Source organism: Pseudoalteromonas sp. J2K-J979 (assembly GCF_058169715.2).
In genome coordinates this window covers 3,057,501-3,074,087 of record NZ_CM200281.1, presented here as the reverse complement: position 1 = coordinate 3,074,087, position 16,587 = coordinate 3,057,501, and the positions used below count along the sequence as shown (strand labels likewise).

Annotated in this window: 14 protein-coding genes (1 of these 14 cut by a window edge); 2 read left to right on the top strand and 12 right to left on the bottom strand. The window is 41.3% G+C overall.

Annotation, left to right across the window (positions count from 1 at the left end):
* Nucleotides 1–18 precede the first annotated feature (18 nt).
* The 4 genes from AC3KVK_RS14010 to asnC all read right to left on the bottom strand — a co-directional run bounded on the left by AC3KVK_RS14010 (nt 19) and on the right by asnC (nt 4,815).
* Nucleotides 19–1,164, bottom strand: a complete 1,146-nt coding sequence (locus AC3KVK_RS14010; RefSeq protein WP_490311849.1) for an OprO/OprP family phosphate-selective porin — start codon at nt 1,162–1,164, stop codon at nt 19–21.
* A 260-nt stretch (nt 1,165–1,424) separates the two neighbouring features.
* Nucleotides 1,425–3,506 carry an ATP-dependent DNA helicase RecG gene (recG, locus tag AC3KVK_RS14005; RefSeq protein WP_490311850.1) on the bottom strand — a complete coding sequence of 694 codons (2,082 nt, stop codon included), beginning with the start codon at nt 3,504–3,506 and terminating at the stop codon, nt 1,425–1,427.
* 60 nt (nt 3,507–3,566) lie between these two features.
* Nucleotides 3,567–4,253 (bottom strand): tRNA (guanosine(18)-2'-O)-methyltransferase TrmH, encoded by a 687-nt coding sequence (gene trmH / locus AC3KVK_RS14000; RefSeq protein WP_490311851.1) that lies wholly within the window; start codon nt 4,251–4,253, stop codon nt 3,567–3,569.
* A 103-nt stretch (nt 4,254–4,356) separates the two neighbouring features.
* A complete protein-coding gene (asnC, locus tag AC3KVK_RS13995) occupies nt 4,357–4,815 on the bottom strand; it encodes a transcriptional regulator AsnC (RefSeq protein ID WP_490311852.1) in 459 nt (152 codons plus the stop codon).
* A gap of 195 nt (nt 4,816–5,010) precedes the next feature.
* On the opposite strand from asnC, the gene asnA reads away from it, so the two are divergent.
* On the top strand, nt 5,011–6,006 hold the full coding sequence (asnA, locus tag AC3KVK_RS13990) for an aspartate--ammonia ligase (protein WP_490311853.1): 996 nt from the start codon (nt 5,011–5,013) through the stop codon (nt 6,004–6,006).
* A gap of 17 nt (nt 6,007–6,023) precedes the next feature.
* On the opposite strand, the gene AC3KVK_RS13985 is transcribed toward asnA, so the two are convergent.
* From AC3KVK_RS13985 to AC3KVK_RS13950, 8 genes are all read right to left on the bottom strand, one after another.
* On the bottom strand, nt 6,024–7,649 hold the full coding sequence (locus AC3KVK_RS13985) for a FapA family protein (RefSeq protein ID WP_490311854.1): 1,626 nt from the start codon (nt 7,647–7,649) through the stop codon (nt 6,024–6,026).
* A gap of 110 nt (nt 7,650–7,759) precedes the next feature.
* The gene (gene ridA, locus AC3KVK_RS13980; RefSeq protein ID WP_490311855.1) at nt 7,760–8,152 is read right to left on the bottom strand and encodes a deaminase RidA; all 393 of its coding nucleotides are present in this window, start codon (nt 8,150–8,152) and stop codon (nt 7,760–7,762) included.
* 25 nt (nt 8,153–8,177) lie between these two features.
* A complete protein-coding gene (gene spoT / locus AC3KVK_RS13975) occupies nt 8,178–10,283 on the bottom strand; it encodes a bifunctional GTP diphosphokinase/guanosine-3',5'-bis pyrophosphate 3'-pyrophosphohydrolase (RefSeq protein ID WP_490311856.1) in 2,106 nt (701 codons plus the stop codon).
* Between the two features lie 126 nt (nt 10,284–10,409).
* A complete protein-coding gene (rpoZ, locus tag AC3KVK_RS13970; protein WP_490311857.1) occupies nt 10,410–10,685 on the bottom strand; it encodes a DNA-directed RNA polymerase subunit omega in 276 nt (91 codons plus the stop codon).
* Nucleotides 10,686–10,806: 121 nt separating this feature from the next.
* Nucleotides 10,807–11,433, bottom strand: coding sequence for a guanylate kinase (gmk, locus tag AC3KVK_RS13965; protein ID WP_490311858.1), 627 nt, complete (start codon nt 11,431–11,433; stop codon nt 10,807–10,809).
* Between the two features lie 308 nt (nt 11,434–11,741).
* Nucleotides 11,742–12,077 (bottom strand): Hpt domain-containing protein, encoded by a 336-nt coding sequence (locus AC3KVK_RS13960; protein ID WP_490311859.1) that lies wholly within the window; start codon nt 12,075–12,077, stop codon nt 11,742–11,744.
* A gap of 3 nt (nt 12,078–12,080) precedes the next feature.
* Entirely contained in the window at nt 12,081–14,834 is a 2,754-nt protein-coding gene (locus AC3KVK_RS13955) for an ATP-binding protein (RefSeq protein WP_490311860.1), read from the bottom strand.
* 190 nt (nt 14,835–15,024) lie between these two features.
* Complete coding sequence (locus AC3KVK_RS13950; RefSeq protein ID WP_490311861.1) at nt 15,025–15,885, bottom strand: YicC/YloC family endoribonuclease; 861 nt, start codon at nt 15,883–15,885, stop codon at nt 15,025–15,027.
* Nucleotides 15,886–16,073: 188 nt separating this feature from the next.
* On the opposite strand from AC3KVK_RS13950, the gene rph reads away from it, so the two are divergent.
* Nucleotides 16,074–16,587, top strand: partial view of a ribonuclease PH gene (gene rph / locus AC3KVK_RS13945; protein ID WP_086744671.1) — the 5' portion only. 200 nt of this gene lie beyond the right edge of the window; 514 of the gene's 714 nt are visible here — the first part of the coding sequence; the start codon lies at nt 16,074–16,076; the stop codon falls past the right edge of the window.

The following is a 16,587-nucleotide window of genomic DNA, read 5'->3' as shown; positions in this document are numbered from 1 at the left end:
TTTTTAGATTATAACTATTTACCAAGTAATTTGCATACGAGCAGCAACAGAAGTCGCATCATACTTAGCGAATTCATCACCGTCGCTTGAAACAACATTAAACATCGCACGCATATTGTTGTTGATGTAGTAGTTTGCGCCGAGTGTAATCGAGTCAACTTGGCCACCCATGATAGCTGCGTCTTTGTCGTTTAGATCAAGGCTTGATAGGCGAGCTGCGATTTCCCAAGCACCATTTTTACCCGGCTTAACACGCTTAAATTTACCTTGTTTTGTATTGTAAGGGCGTGTTGAGCCATCTAGCAGGTAAGAGGCTGATAAGTAATAGCCATCGAAGCTACTGTCGTTGTTTACTGATGAATCAACATCAGCATTGATGTATTCACCTAAGATAGTCAGTGAACCAAATTTCATAGCTGTTTCAAGGGCGTACATATTATAACCATCAGCAGCTAAGCTTGATGTATCAACAATACGCGTATCAGCTTGATGTGATTCTGGACGTGAGCGAAAGCGCACTGAAGCTCCATCAGATAATTGACGTGTTGATAACGATGCACCAAAAGAGATTAATTGGTCTTTATCGATAACAGGGGCGTAGTTAAAGCGGCCGTTAAAGCCAAGCTCTTCATCACCTGCATTGTCTTTGTTGACGTCTTGTCCATAAATACCATAGTTAAGAGACCAGTTTTCGCCCCATTGACGAGCAGCAATACCCATCGCACGGTTTAAACCAAACGCTTCAATAATTGAAGAACGTTCAATAAACGTCACGTCGTTTGAACTTGTTTGCGGCTCCATGCCAAATGCTTCGATTTGGCTACCGATTAAAATTTCAGTATTGTTAAAGCCGTTATAGCTGATATACGCATCTTTCACTGATTCGCTCGACATAAAGTCATACTGTAGTTTGTAGCCCCATTGAGCCATTTTACCGTTGGCTGCAAAGCGTGCACGGCGCACTTCTGTGCCATTATTTAAATCGATATCATCACTGCTAAATGCGGCTGCATCTAATTGGATTCGGCCATTAAATTTAAAGCTGTACTGACCGTCGTCAGATTTAACTTGAAAACCGCCTTTAGTTGATACTTCTGCAGCGTAAAGGCTTGACGTTGCTAAAATAGCTGCGGTCATCGTAGACAGTTTAATTAACTTGTTCATCGCTTGGTTCCTAACTAACAATTGTAAAGTGAATGACTCAATTTTATCTAGGCAAGTGCCTGTTTGATGCGAGTATGTTAATTTCGAAATATTACTTAAATATTACAATCGACTTGTTAGAGTCTAAATAATTAAATATCACTGTCACATTAATTTTAAGTTGTTGTTTTTAATTGTAAAATTATTTTTTGTTTTTGTCTCATTTTTGTCATTGATTTGTATTTAAATATTCATATATCGATTGATAGGCTGTATTTAGGTCAGGCTTGCGCGTAGTGTTCGCGTTGTGCGAGCCAACGAGTAATTAATTTATCGCATAATTCTGGGTGACGAGAAAGGAGAGATTGAGCCATGGGTCGAACATGTTTGACGAGTGCTTGATCGCGGACTAAATCGGCAATTTTAAATTCAGCCAGACCCGTTTGTTTACTGCCTAACACTTCGCCAGGCCCTCGAATTTCTAAGTCTCGTTGCGCAATCACAAAGCCATCATTACTGTCGCGTAAAACACCTAGACGTTTTTGAGCCGTAGCAGATAAAGGTGCGTGATAAAGCAATACGCAGTGAGAGGCTATTGAGCCTCGGCCAACACGACCTCGAAGTTGATGTAACTGCGCAAGCCCAAGGCGCTCAGGGTTTTCAATGATGATTAAACTGGCATTGGGCACATCCACCCCGACTTCTATGACGGTTGTGGCGACTAAAACGTGGATTTTTCCTTGCTTGAATTCGTCCATGATCTGCTGTTTTTCAGCGGGTTTCATTCGCCCATGGACTAAGCCTATTGTAAGTTCGGGCAATAAAACACGGAGCTCTTTGGCGTTATCTTCTGCAGCTTGACACTGTAGTACCTCTGATTCATCAATTAAAGTACACACCCAATACACTTGGCGCTGCTGTTCAGTACAGGCTAGGCGCACTCGCTCGATGATTTGATCACGACGACTATCAGGCAGTGCAACCGTTGTAATGGGGGTGCGGCCCGGAGGAAGTTCATCAATAATCGAGGTTTCTAAGTCAGCGTAAGCGGTCATCGCCAAAGTGCGTGGGATCGGCGTTGCGGTCATCACGAGTTGATGTGGGTAGCATTCGCCAAAACGGCCTTTTTCACGTAATTCGAGCCGCTGGTGCACGCCAAAGCGATGTTGCTCATCAATGATGATCAACGCTAAGTTAAAAAATTGCACCTGCTGCTGAAATAAAGCGTGTGTGCCAATAATCATTTGTGCCTGACCGCTGGCCATATTCGCTAATGTATTGTCACGCTCTTTTCCCTTGGTTTTACCTGCAAGCCATGCGACTTCTATTCCGAGGGGGATTAACCATTGTTTGAAACTTATAAAATGTTGCTCAGCTAATATCTCAGTGGGGGCCATCAGCGCCACCTGATATCCTTGGCCAATTGCAGTTAATGCGCTTAATGCGGCAACGAGAGTTTTTCCCGAACCAACATCGCCTTGTACAAGGCGCATCATGGGATGGGGGAGGCTTAAATCGTGTTTTATTTCTTGCACAACTCGTTGCTGAGCCCCTGTTGGTGAAAAAGGTAATTGAGTTAAAAAACCTTGCTCGAGTGTTGAATTGGTTTGTAAAGCCACAGCTTGATGAGCCTGCGCTTTTTGGCGCAGTTTTAGTAAGCTCAAGTTTTGGGCTAACAATTCTTCAAGAGCTAAGCGCTGCTGTGCGGGGTGTAGCCCAAGAGCAAGTTGCTCAGTACAGGTATCGGGGCTTGGGCGATGAAGTGTTAAAAGAGCCTGTTTGAGTGTCAAACCGGCAGGTTGATAGTCGCTGGGCAACAACTCTTCGATGTCATACTTCTCGAGTAAGGCAACTGCTTGTTCACTCAAAGCACGTAAAGATAATTGCTTCAACCCCTCTGTTGTTGGATAGACAGGAGTGAGCGTATCGCTGACGGGGCTTTGCTGGTAATCGTCGAGTAAGGTGTATTCAGGGTGCGCCATTTCGTAACCATATTGGCCTCGGCGCACTTCACCAAAACATCGGATGATTTTACCCGTGACTAAGTTATTTTTTTGCGCGGCCGTAAAGCTAAAAAATCTGAGAGTTAGGCGACCGGTTCCATCGTTGATTTGGCAAATCATCATGCGCCGTTTACCAAAAGTGACTTGGCTGTTTTCTATTTCACCCATCACACTTTGGTGGTTGTGTGCTTGCAATTCGTTGATGGGGTAAATACGGGTGCGATCTTCGTATCTGAGAGGTAAATGAAAAAGTAGATCTTGCACAGTATGAATGGCTAATTTGGCCAAACGCTGCGCCATTTTTGGCCCGACACCTTTTAGCTCAGTTATTGGATATTGGCTTAACAGAGGTTGTGACAAGGGAAGCTCAACTCTTTCATTTATTGGATTTTTTCAGTTTACTTGTAGTGCTAGATGGCATCAAGCATGTTTTAGTTTTTGCCAAAATACGTCATCGGCAATTATTTCGCCTTGCTCGTCGAGGGCTGGGTAGGGTAACGACTTTTCGATACATTTTTGGGCAATAATCGGATGGCAACCTTCAAATAGCATTTTATGTTTGATCGCCGGATCAAGCATATTGCGCTCAAACAAGCCTGCTTTTTCGCGTTGGTTTTGTGCTTCAAATAAGATCAGTGCTGCAGCAACAGATACATTTAAAGATTGCGCCATGCCTTGCATAGGAATAATGATACTTTTGTCGGCATGAGCCAGTGCGCGTTCTGAAATGCCGGTTTTTTCTTGTCCGACAATAATGGCTGTTGGGAGGGTGTAGTCTATTTCACGAAAATCAACAGCTTCAGGGCAAAGGTTAGTCGCTAAAATCTGAATCCCTGGATTTTGCGCTCGAATGGCTTCGATTGCGTTATCGATATTTAAATGCAGCTGCGTATCAATCCAATTTTTACTGCCCCCAGAGGTGTTATTGGTCAGCCACTTTTGGTTTTCTGGCCAGACAGCATGGACATGATGGCAGCCAACCGCATCAGCTGTGCGTACTATGGCCGATAAGTTGTGGTGTTTATGAACATCTTCCAAACAAACCGTTAAATCTGTTTGACGACGATCTAACACGCTTTTGATGCGGTGATAGCGTTTATTTTCCATCGAATTCTCTGTGTTTTCTAACTATTTTACCGATTATAACAAGTAAATAGGCCATCGCGGGGTGTTTTATTGCCAGCGAGGGCGGTTTGATAGTGTGCGACACTTAAGGCATGACTGCGCGGTAGATTGGATTTTGCAATGAAATCAGAGTTTCGGTTGATTGAATAGCATCAATGGCCTGAATTTTACTGATCAACACGGTTTGCAGGTGATCAATAGAGCGAGTCATCACCTTTATAAAAATGCTGTAGTTGCCTGTGGTGTAGTAGGCTTCGACGACTTCTTCAAGTGCTTCGAGTTTGGTGATGGTATCGGGGTAATCTTTCGCATTTTTTAAATTTATGCCTATAAAGCAGCAGACATCATATCCTAAATGTTTGGCATTGATGGCAACTCGAGTCCCCTCAATAATCCCGGCTTGTTTCATTTTCTCGACTCGAACGTGAATCGTTCCAGCACTGACTGCAAGATTTTTGGCTAATTCGGCATAAGGGATCCGTGCATTCTCCATTAATGCGTGAAGAATGGCACGGTCGAGATTATCGATCTGATAATTTTGCATGGAATAAAAAGCCTTTTAATAATGAATTGTTAATTATTGGTTTATTTTATTATCGATTCTTGTGTAGTAAAGTTCTTTTTGTTGCGGGATATTGAAATAATTTGGTATTTGTTTGAGGATAATAAGCATTGAGAGCGGTTTTAGTTACAAATCGTTCGTTTAATTCGACAGGTTTTGGGAATGAGGATTATCAAAATGTCAGCAACATACATACAAACACAGCAACAAATTAGTAAAGCGAAAGCATTATTCGCGGCGCAGTTAGAAAGTCAACTAGGGTTGGTTGAGGTGCAAGCGCCAATCTTAGCCAGAGTCGGTGATGGTATTCAAGATAACCTCAGTGGCCACGAAAAAGCGGTGTCTGTCCAAGTTAAAACATTACCAACAGAGCAATACGAAGTCGTGCATTCATTAGCAAAGTGGAAACGTAAAACATTAGCTGATTACGGTTTTGCTGTTGGTCAGGGGTTGTATACCAACATGAAAGCGCTGCGTCCGGATGAAGATGCACTAAGTCCGATTCACTCTGTGTATGTTGATCAGTGGGACTGGGAGAAAGTCATTTGCGCTTCGACTGAACGAAGCCTTGATTTCTTAAAGCAAACTGTTGCTATTTTATATCAAGCAATCAAGAAAACAGAATCTCAGCTTGAAGATTTATATGGGCTAAAAGCGTTCTTACCATCTGATATTACTTTTTTACATGCTGAGCAATTGGCACGCGAGTATCCAGACCTTTCAGGAAAGGAGCGTGAGCGAGCTGTTGCAAAAGAATTTGGTGCGGTGTTTTTAATTGGAATAGGTGGGAAACTGAGTGATGGTAAAATTCACGATGTTCGCGCGCCGGACTATGACGATTGGTCGACGCCGACTTGTGATGAATTTGCAGGTCTCAATGGCGATATTTTAGTGTGGAATCCTGTTTTGGAGGATGTATTTGAAATTTCATCTATGGGTATTCGAGTTTGTCCGCAAGCATTACAGCGTCAACTAGCAATTACAGGAGATCACGACAGGTTATCACTTGATTGGCACCGTCAGTTACTTGCACAGGCGCTCCCGCAAACAATAGGCGGAGGAATTGGTCAATCACGCTTAGCGATGCTGTTATTACAAAAGCAGCATATTGGTCAAGTGCAAGTCGGGGTGTGGTCTTCTGAGGTGAAGTCTGCATTTGCTGAAATATTGTAATAAAAAGCGCTGATAGCCTAACCTTGGCTCTTGGCGCTAATTTCTACATGGATATTATTATCTTTTAAACTGACGCGACATGCTGGGTAAGTGCGAGTTGTTTTAAGGGTTTTATTGAATAACTTAAATTCAACGCCCGGATGTAAGGTTTGGCTGACTTTGATGTCGCTATGTTCCAGTAAATAATGCAGTGCATCATCGAATTTTGAAAGCAGCCCTTCAATTTTCTCTGATTGCATCATCCAGTGCTTGTTGGCCGCATCAATTTTCGCTTGTAGGACTTTTTTTTGCTGACAATCGCTCAGTCGATCTACCGCAACTTGTTTGGCGGTTAATTCAAATAAGTGGGTGTCAGCAGCAGTTAGTTGATCGAGCAATGCTTCGTGTTTTTCGATCAATTGATGGCCGGCTTGCATTAATGAAATTTCAATTTTAGCGGCTGATTCTGTACCAATTTCTGCAGCTATGACATGCTTTGCATCTAAAATTTTCCCTCCGATTAACTTGCCAATGCCTTTGCCTTTTTTACCTTCAGCGATTTTTATTGAGTTTTTGGCGGTCATCTCACAATGACTTACTTGGCGGGCAACAGTGATGTTATTAGCACTTAGACTGGCATATTGAGCGTGACCTAAAGTGAGATCTCCTTGACAGTTTACTATGGTAGTGAGGTGGTGATCATCATGATCCATATGACCAATGATGCCCCCTTTAACTGAGATATTACCTTGCGCTGTGATCATCGCCCCATCCACAGTGCCTAGAATATTAATATCTCCTTTCGCGGTGACCTTCATGCTCGGATCAACACCTTTAGTAATTAAAATGCTGCCATCAAAGTCGATATGCCCCGTTTTGACACTCACTTCATCAATCGTGAAAATATCATCAACACGCATGCCATTGGGAATGTCGATAGGCACCCCGTCACAGGTGGCGATTAATGCATGGGGATTTTCTGCGGGAATCTGTGTGCCTTCTCCGGCAATGAGAGTTACTCCTTGACCAGGTATAGGGGGCAATGTTTCACCGATAACATTAAACCCTTCAGAGCCTTGGGTTTCGGGTATTATTTTGATGAGCGTTGTCCCTTTGGTAACACTGGCTAATTTACCAAAATCACGTAAGTCGACTCGTCCATTTTCGAGCTCTTTAGGTTGGTTTAAACGTTCGGATAACGTTGTGACGCTTTTTTCTAAGCTTCCATTTTGGCCATGGGTGGCAGGTCGTCCAACGGCAATAGCTTTGTGTGTTTTTTCACCTGGACCGAGTTCAAATTGTAGTGCGAGCAATGATTCAAGTAAGGCTTGCTTATAACCTCTGCTCACTCCTGATTTAACTAAAAGGGCTTTTCCTGCCTCAAGAGACATCATTTTTCCGCCCTGTGCTGTTTGTAAATAGCCAATCGCACTCATCTTATCATCGGCTATCTCAATCTCTAAAGTGGCATCGGTTTTGGTTGCAACATGCAGGATGTTGGGCTGCGGGTTTTGTTTAAAAAATGCTTTAATTGTTTCGGCATGAATAGCAAAATCAGCGTATTGAGAAGCGGCCAGAGCCTCTTCAACAAATGATGCGCTGGCAGGTGTACCATAATTGGCTAAATCTAGAAAAACCTTTCCTTTGTTATCAATCGTAAACATCGCACTGCTTTTTTAGATATGTATGTTATGAATGTATGATATTTAACCTTTTTTGCCTAGACGAAAATAAAAAAAAGCGCAAAATTTGCGCTTTTTTATATGAATGATGGTTAGTTTGTGGAAGGTAATTCCATAATGCCATCAATTTCAATCTGAACGCCTTTTGGTAACGCTCTGACCCCAATCGCAGCACGTGCAGGGTAGGGGGTTTTAAAATATTGACTCATGACCTCATTGACGGTCGCGAAGTTTGATAAGTCAGTTAAGAAAATATTTACTTTCACCATATCTTGGATCTGCCCGCCAGCTGCTTGACAGACCGCGACGAGGTTTTTGAATACTTGATGCGTTTGCTCAGCAAAATCTTCTGAAATAACTTCCATTGTTTCAGGGACTAGTGGGATCTGGCCTGAAAGGTAAACAGCAGTTCCTACTTTCACAGCTTGGCTATATGTGCCGATTGCGGCAGGAGCTTGATCGGTATTTATGATAGCTTTTGTCATTTTTGTATATCCTTAAATTCGGTAATTATCGTTTACGATAGACTTTTTGTACGTCAGGCATCACTCTGATTTTTCGCATTATATTGGCAACATGTATGCGATCTTTTACAGTGACTGACAAGTCGATGACGTATAGGTTACTTTCTTTTTCATCGGTGGCTATTTCGACAATATTGGCTGCAGTCGATGCTACAACACTTGTCAGTTTAGCCAAGGCCCCTTGATGGTTAATAATTTCAACTCGTAAGGCGGCGATGTATTCTTTTTCGGGTGCATCTTCCCAGCGTACGACGAAGAATTTTGCTTTATCGTTCTCCCAACCTCGAATATTTTTACATTCATGGCGGTGAACGGTGAGCCCTTTACCGTGACTAACATGAGCGACGATGTCATCACCTGGAACTGGTCGACAACATTTCGAATAACTGACGAGCATTCCCTCAGTACCAATAATAGCTGCTTTGGTTTTTTTGGTGAATTCATCTAAGTCGGCATTATCTGAATGCAATAACCGCTTGGCGATTAAAATACTCATTAAGTTACCGGTTCCAATCGCACCCAGTAGTTCCATCATGGTTTTTAGGTGATTTTCTTCTAACACGCGTTGAATATTTTCATCCGGTAAATCTTCTAATGATTGTTCACCCAGCGCAGACTCGAGCAAACGGCGACCTAAGCTGATCGCTTCTTCTTCTCGTTGAGTTTTCAAATAGTTGCGGATCCCTAAGCGCGCTTTACCTGTCACAATGAAATTGAGCCAAGTGGCATTAGGATGTGCGCCAGAGCTGGTGATGACTTCAATAGTTTGCCCGGTATCGAGTGGGCGATTTAGAGGATGAGGCTTTCTGTTTACTCGAGCGCCAACACAGGTATTGCCGACATCGGTATGCACAGCATATGCAAAATCGACCGCTGTGGCGCCCATTGGGAGCTCGATAATGCGCCCGTCCGGTGTAAATACATAAATTTCTTCAGGGAAGAGCTCTGTTTTAACATTTTCTACAAATTCGAACGATGACCCGGCACTTTGCTGCAACTCAAGTAAACTTTGCATCCATTGACGTGCTCGTTGTTGTGCGGTGTTACCTGAGTTATCTCCAGCTTTCTTATACATCCAGTGAGCAGCCACTCCTTTGTCAGCCATGTGATCCATTTCGTGGGTCCGAATTTGGATTTCGACAGGAATTCCATGTGGACCGACTAACGAAGTATGCAGCGACTGATAACCATTGGTTTTTGGCACTGCAATATAGTCTTTAAAGCGTGTTTCAATTGGTTTGTAAAGGTTGTGCGCAACTCCGAGAGAGCGATAGCAGGTATCCATTGAATTGACATTAATTCTAAATGCGTAAATGTCCATTACTTCATTAAACATCAGCTCTTTGTTGAGCATTTTTTTGTAGATACTGTACAAGTGCTTTTCACGACCGCTGACTTCTGCTTCTATACCTGACTCAGCCAAGCGCGCGATAATCTCGCCTCGGATATTATTGATTATTTCTTTACGATTTCCGCGAGCTTTTGCAACTTCATTTTTTAATGCTCGATGACGCATTGGATAGAGTGCTTGAAAGCCTAAATCCTCTAATTCATTCTTGATATCATGGATACCCAAGCGGTTGGCAATCGGTGCATAAATTTCTAAAGTTTCACGGGCGATACGGCGGCGTTTTTCAGGGCGTAGTGCGCCTAATGTGCGCATATTATGAGTTCGATCTGCCAGCTTGATTAAAATAACGCGGATATCTTGCGTCATGGCCATGATCATTTTTCGATAGTTTTCGGCTTGAAATTGTTTTTTATCTTTGAAGCTAAGTTTATCGAGTTTACTGACGCCTTCAACTAATTCAGCGACTGTTTCACCAAAAATTTCGGCTAAGTCTTCTTGGCTAAAATCAGTGTCTTCAATGACATCATGCATTAAAGCAGCCATTAAAGTTTCATGATCGAGTTTCATACTGGCTAGAATTTGTGTTACTTCGACAGGGTGGGTGATGTAAGGTTCACCACTGGAACGCGTTTGACCTTCATGCGCTTCTCGAGCAACTACATATGCTTTTTGCACCAGTTCAACATGATCTGGTGATAAATATTCTGAGATTTTCTTTTTTAAACCTTCAAAAAGATACATTCACGCTCCAATGCTCTAGAGAGGTGGGGAGATACTTGTTTTAGGTAACAATATACGATGAAAAAGGAGGAATGCCAACGCCCTTATGGTGAAAGGACGCCAGCATTTATCTATGGAAGTAATAGATTACTGGTTGCCACCAACGATAGCTGCAACCGCTGCTAATTCTGCAGCTTCTTGACTATGTTGTTCTTCAAGTTCAATGTGATCCATTGAGACATTATCAACATAACCCGCTTCGATTTCGCGAAGTGCGATAACAGTTGGTTTGTCTGTACCAGCTTCAACCATCGGGTTTTTCCCACCAACCGAAATTTGGCGGGCACGACGTGCCGCAACCAAGATTAAATCAAAACGGTTGCCAATTTTATCTACTGCATCTTCAACAGTTACGCGAGCCATTATGCACTCCCAAAATTTTAATTAAGCAAAAGCGTAGTTTACTTTAAGCACCCCAATTAGCCAAGATCTAATCAGTTATATTTCGGTTACTTGTCTACACTCGATGGCTTGGGTTAAAAAACTAGTCTTCTTTGAGTAAATCATGAAGCAATTGTTGGTGCTTAATGGCTTGATTTTGTTGTTTCAAACGTTGACTCAACACAATGGTTTCAAGCTCGACTAACGCAGTATCGAAGTCATCATTTATGATCATATAATCATACTCATCATAATGTGAGGTCTCTGCTTGTGCTTTGGCCATCCGTGAAGCAATGACATCGACAGAATCTTGGCCTCGATTATTGAGGCGGCTTTCGAGCTCAATTTTAGAGGGAGGAACAATGAAAATAGTTTGTACTTCAGGCGCTAATTGACGAACTTGACGTGCGCCTTGCCAGTCGATATCTAAAAAAACATCAATGCCACTGGCGAGTTGTGCTTCAATCGCTTGCTTTGATGTACCGTAATAGTTTTCAAACACTTGAGCCCACTCAAAAAAGTCATTTTTATCGATGAGTGCTTTAAAGGAATCGATGGTAACAAAGTGATAATGCACGGCATTTTCTTCACCAGGGCGAGGTTGGCGCGTTGTATGAGACACCGAAACTTTCATATCAGCGTGACGCTTTAATAAGGCTGTGATTAAGCTTGATTTTCCAGCACCTGATGGTGCTGATAAAATAAATAAATTTCCGCGAACTCGGTTCATTTAACATTCCTAAAGTCTGTATTGATGTCTTTTGCAGTGCAAAAATTGTAAAAAAATTATGAAAATGTTCATTTCTATTGGCAAATTATAAGAAGTTGCTAGTCATTTAGATAGCTTTTCATGTTCGAAGTGTGCAATGCTGATGTTTTAAAAAGTAACTCAATTTTTATTTTAGTCTTTTTAAAACGGAGTTAATCTCTGTTTTTTAAACAAAAAGGTCTGGTGGTTTATTCGTGTAATTGATGTTGCTCAATGATGTTTCGGACTGCACTTTCGGGACTCCGCGAGTTAAGAGCGTGATTCTGAGTTTATTGCCTACATTCTTTGTAAACGAGTTTTATTTCGTCAGCAATGCTTTGGATTAAGAATTTACATTGTTTTTTTTGTTGTTTAAGTGCGCAGCCTTCTAATTGTTGCAGTAAATCTGCCGTGATCTCTGCGCCGATGGCTTTTGCTGAAGTTTTCAAAAAATGAGCACTTTCTTTTATTTCATCAAATTGGTCATTATTAAACTGGCTGACTAACGTCTTCAAATTACTTTGCGCTTGTTGTAAAAAGCGCATTTGAAATTTAATAAGCTCATTGGGATCATCACCTATTAAATCTATTAATACTTGTGTATTAAGGGTTTTTAGTTGCGTCATATTTTAAGAGTACCATTTATTTAGGGTTTTTCTTAAGCTGTCTAAGGTAATGGGCTTGCTTACAAAATCGTCCATACCAAAAGAAAAACAATATTCTTTATCACCTTTCATTGCGGCGCCCGTCACGGCGATAATCGGGATTCTATTGAGTTTAAGCGCCGTTTCGGATTCACGAATTTTCTTTGTCATATGGTAGCCGTCCATCTCAGGCATATGGCAATCAGTTAGGATTAAGCTATGTTTGCCTGATTGCCAATTATCAAACCCTTCCTTGCCATTGTTTGCTATTTCGCATTGATACCCCAGTTTGCTCAATTGTTTAGCGATGAGTTGTTGATTCACTATATTATCCTCTACAAGTAGGATGCCTGTTTTTACAGGGTTTGAAATATGTTCAGTCGGGTTTGGTGGCAAGTCCTCAAAATCGAGGTCGAAATTTAAGTCTAGGTCGAATTCCTCAAGCTTTTCAATCGAGTCTGTATTTTTTCCACAGTGATTTAAAATTGCACTCATAGATACGATTGTTTGAGGGTGAATCGTATAGATATGAGAGGTTAGTAACGCACGTCGGCTTATTTCAACATTTGTTTGGTTTGTAAAAATGATAAAAGGTTGAGACAGTTCCTCGACAAACTTAAAAGATTCAACCTGACTTTCTAGGTCAGGAACAATAAAAACAAGCAGTCCATCTTCCTTGGATGGAGAGTTATGAGGCAAGTATTGATGGTGAATGTTGTCACAGAAACGAGAAAGGAGCCTACTAATATGGAGTGTTTGTGTTGGGGTTTCTTGATTAAAATACACGACAGTCATTTTTTCGCACAAAATGCTTTTTTCTGTTGGGAGTTGAATTGATGCGTTTTGCCAAATAGGGAGTTTTATTGTGAATTTGCTGCCTTCTCCTACATGGCTGGTTAGTTCAATCGAGCCACCCATCATATCTGCGAGCTTACCTGAAATGGCGAGACCTAAGCCTGTCCCCCCGAATTTTCTTGTTGTTGATTTTTCTGCTTGTATAAAAGGGGTGAAGAGTTTTTTTTGTGTTTCTTTGTTTATGCCAATTCCGGTATCGTTCACTTCATAGATTATTTCAAATAAGCTACTTTCAATTTGTCTCCAGAGTATTGAAATTGTGACTTGTTTAAGGTCTTTTTCATTTCCTGCGGTGAATTTAACGGCATTACTGATTAAATTGATCAGTATTTGCCTGATTCGGATTTCATCACCAGATATAATTGGCGGCATTGAAGTGTCTTCTAACACTATCAAAGTCACACCTTGGTTGATGGTGGTTGATTCATATGTTTTTACTATGTTGTGAATCAATTGCTGATGATTAAAATCAAGGGTTTCAATTTCTAACTTTCCAGATTCTATTTTATTTATATCTAAAATATCATTGAGAATATTAATCAGATTGTGCGCAGAGATAGAAGCGGTGTTGATTAATTCGCTTTGTTCATAATCATTGATCGATAATGACAGAAGTTCTAATGAGCCAATAATGGCATTCATTGGTGTTCTGAGTTCGTGGCTCATCATTGCAAGAAAATCGGATTTTATTTTACTGGCTAATTCAGCTTGCTCTGTAGCTTGGGTTAACCTTGCCGTTCTTTCTGCTACACGGGCTTCGAGCTCTTGGTTGAGCTGTTGTAATTGCACATGCGCTTGGCAAATCTCAGTTTCATCCACACAAAAGCCATCAATTCGATAATTTTCTCCGAGCGCATTTTTACCCACGACTCCTTTTGCTGAAACATAAAAAATTTCTCCAGAGGGGAGTACTCCTCGATATTTTTCGTTGAATTCTTGGCCTGTTTTTAGGGAGGCTTCGAGTTGGCTGAGTACTTCAGGTATATCTTCAGGATGGACGCGTTCAGCCCATTTCTCTAGATGGCCAATATCGTCATCTTGTAGGTGAAAAATATCGTTAGTGAGTTTGTCCCAGTCCCATGTCCATTCGTTACCTGCTTTTGAAGCGCGCCAGGTTCCTATCTTACCCGCTTGCATGGCTAGGGCTTTACTTTCGTTTGCATCATTTAGTGCAATGACCATCTCTTTTTTCTGATGACAATTTATTAAAGTGCCGTAAATGTGACTTTCACCTGTCGCTCTTTCTACTAATTCCCCCCTAAGTTCAAACCATTGAAATGCATCATCAATAAAAATTCTGAATTCAAAATGAAGCAGCAGTCTAAATTCAAGGTGGTTATCGAAGAAAACCTCAAAGAGCTCTTGATCCATAGGATGTACTCGTTTAATGAAGCCTTGCCACGTTAACTCTGAATGTGAGTCTAACCCAAGTAGATCTTTTGTTTTTTGCGAAAAATAGGTGTGTTGACTGAGGATGTTGTAGCGCCAAATACCAATATTGGCACCACTTACAGCATTTTGAAGCAAGCTGAATTCACTTTTAATATTCTGACTAATTTGATTAGAAATGAGAGATGGCTCGCTAATTTCATTGACTGTTACTGTGATTACCGTCCGGCTATTTATTTTCTTGGTATCAACCACATTAAGTAAAAAGGAACGAAAATTGTCTGTGGTCGCGAATATTGATTTAGTGTTCAGCTGTTTTGGTGAAGTCAGGGAAAAAATGGAGTGATTTAAATTGAGTATTTTATGGATATCAATATCATGAAGTTGATTTTTATTTACTCCAAGTAGCTGGCAAAAAGCATCATTAGCTGACTGAACATGAAAATTCTCGTCAAATTCTAAAATTGAAATAGTTGATAAGTATTGTTCAGCCATTCAGAAGTTCCTTATTCTAATAATAAGAAATATAGCTGTTATTTTGTTTTTCGCTTGTAGTCCAACGATGAGTTGTTATAGGTAAAACATGATTTTCAGTAATGATAAGTTCGCAGTTTGGATATGGATTGAAAAGCTAAAAGCCCTGACTTCACTTTTAAAAAATGTTAAGTAGGGCTTTTAATTAACGTTATTCTATATTCTGGATCTGCTCACGCATTTGCTCAATTAATACTTTAAGTTCGACGGCAGCATTGGTGATGTCGCTGTTAATTGATTTTGAGGCTAGTGTATTGGCTTCACGATTGAACTCTTGCATCATAAAGTCTAAACGGCGACCACATGCTCCGCCTTTTTTGAGCATTTTACGGGTTTCTTTAACATGTGATTTTAGGCGGTCGAGTTCTTCTGCGACATCTTGCTTCTGTGCTAAATAAATAAGCTCTTGCTCTAAACGGCTTTCGTCAATGTCTGTTTTGAGTTCTTCGAGTTTTTGACTTAACCGTTCCCGCTGCCAAATTTTAACTTGTGGCATGTGTTGCTCAACAATATCGACCTGTTCAAGAATGGCTGCTAAGCGACTTTCAATCATGTCTTTTAGATTGGCACCTTCGGCAGCGCGCGCATCCAGAAAGTCGACAATGGTACGATCTAGTGCTGAGAGTAACTCGGCTTGTACTGAATCCATGTCAATTTCCTGAGCTTCCATCACGCCAGGCCAACGTAAAATATCAACAGGGTTGATGTCACCTTGACTTATATCTTGCACCCATTTAGCGCTATTGACTAATTGAGTGGCGAGAGATTCATTGATGGTCAGTTCGCCAACATGGGCTGGGTTGGCTGCAAACTTTAAGAAAACTTCTACTTTACCGCGCTGTAAATTTTTACGAAGGCGATCGCGAATAATGGGTTCCATGCCGCGGAATTGCTCTGGCGCTCGAATGAAGGTTTCTAAATAACGTTGATTCACAGAGCGGATTTCCCACGTGCCTGTTCCCCAATCGCCTTTTTGTTCCTGGCGCGCGTATGCTGTCATGCTGTGGATCATGGAAACGATTCCCTTTTTCAATTACAGGTTAATTTTTAAATTCAATCCATTATAACCAAAGATGATGACAGCTCTAGCACTTATTTTTAAACAAAATTAGCTTGTCATATAAAGTTTTCCATTTCGTCATAGCATGATGGATAGCAACCTTCTATAATGTGGCAAATTTTTAGATTAGAGAAGAGATGATGCGTCCTAGTGAAAGAACACTTAACCAGATTCGACCGGTTACTTTTAGCCGAAACTATACCCTTCATGCAGAAGGTTCTGTATTAGTTGAGTTTGGCAATACGAAAGTATTATGTACTGCTACTGTTGAACCGGGTGTGCCTCGTTTTATGAAAGGCCAAGGTAAAGGTTGGATCACTGCAGAATACGGCATGTTACCTCGCTCAACCCATACTCGTTGTGATCGTGAAGCGGCTCGTGGCAAGCAAAGTGGCCGAACAATGGAAATTCAACGTTTAATCGCGCGTTCTTTACGTGCTGCAGTGGATTTAAAAGCCTTAGGTGAAAATACGATCACGATTGATTGTGATGTCATTCAAGCTGATGGTGGCACACGTACGGCTTCCATTAGTGGTGCATGTGTTGCACTAGTCGATGCGCTTACGCATATGCGCGCGAAAGGAATGATCAATAATAATCCGCTTAAATATATGATTGCGGCGATTTCAGTGGGCATTTATAAAGGTGAGCCAA

Excerpts from the sequence above, each read along its gene's own strand:
- AC3KVK_RS14010 (WP_490311849.1), bottom strand. The coding sequence starts at position 1,164 with ATGAACAAGTTAATTAAACTGTCTACGATGACCGCAGCTATTTTAGCA.
- trmH (WP_490311851.1), bottom strand. The coding sequence starts at position 4,253 with ATGGAAAATAAACGCTATCACCGCATCAAAAGCGTGTTAGATCGTCGT.
- asnC (WP_490311852.1), bottom strand. The coding sequence starts at position 4,815 with ATGCAAAATTATCAGATCGATAATCTCGACCGTGCCATTCTTCACGCA.
- asnA (WP_490311853.1), top strand. The coding sequence starts at position 5,011 with ATGTCAGCAACATACATACAAACACAGCAACAAATTAGTAAAGCGAAA.
- AC3KVK_RS13985 (WP_490311854.1), bottom strand. The coding sequence starts at position 7,649 with ATGTTTACGATTGATAACAAAGGAAAGGTTTTTCTAGATTTAGCCAAT.
- ridA (WP_490311855.1), bottom strand. The coding sequence starts at position 8,152 with ATGACAAAAGCTATCATAAATACCGATCAAGCTCCTGCCGCAATCGGC.
- spoT (WP_490311856.1), bottom strand. The coding sequence starts at position 10,283 with ATGTATCTTTTTGAAGGTTTAAAAAAGAAAATCTCAGAATATTTATCA.
- rpoZ (WP_490311857.1), bottom strand. The coding sequence starts at position 10,685 with ATGGCTCGCGTAACTGTTGAAGATGCAGTAGATAAAATTGGCAACCGT.
- gmk (WP_490311858.1), bottom strand. The coding sequence starts at position 11,433 with ATGAACCGAGTTCGCGGAAATTTATTTATTTTATCAGCACCATCAGGT.
- AC3KVK_RS13960 (WP_490311859.1), bottom strand. The coding sequence starts at position 12,077 with ATGACGCAACTAAAAACCCTTAATACACAAGTATTAATAGATTTAATA.
- AC3KVK_RS13955 (WP_490311860.1), bottom strand. The coding sequence starts at position 14,834 with ATGGCTGAACAATACTTATCAACTATTTCAATTTTAGAATTTGACGAG.
- AC3KVK_RS13950 (WP_490311861.1), bottom strand. The coding sequence starts at position 15,885 with ATGATCCACAGCATGACAGCATACGCGCGCCAGGAACAAAAAGGCGAT.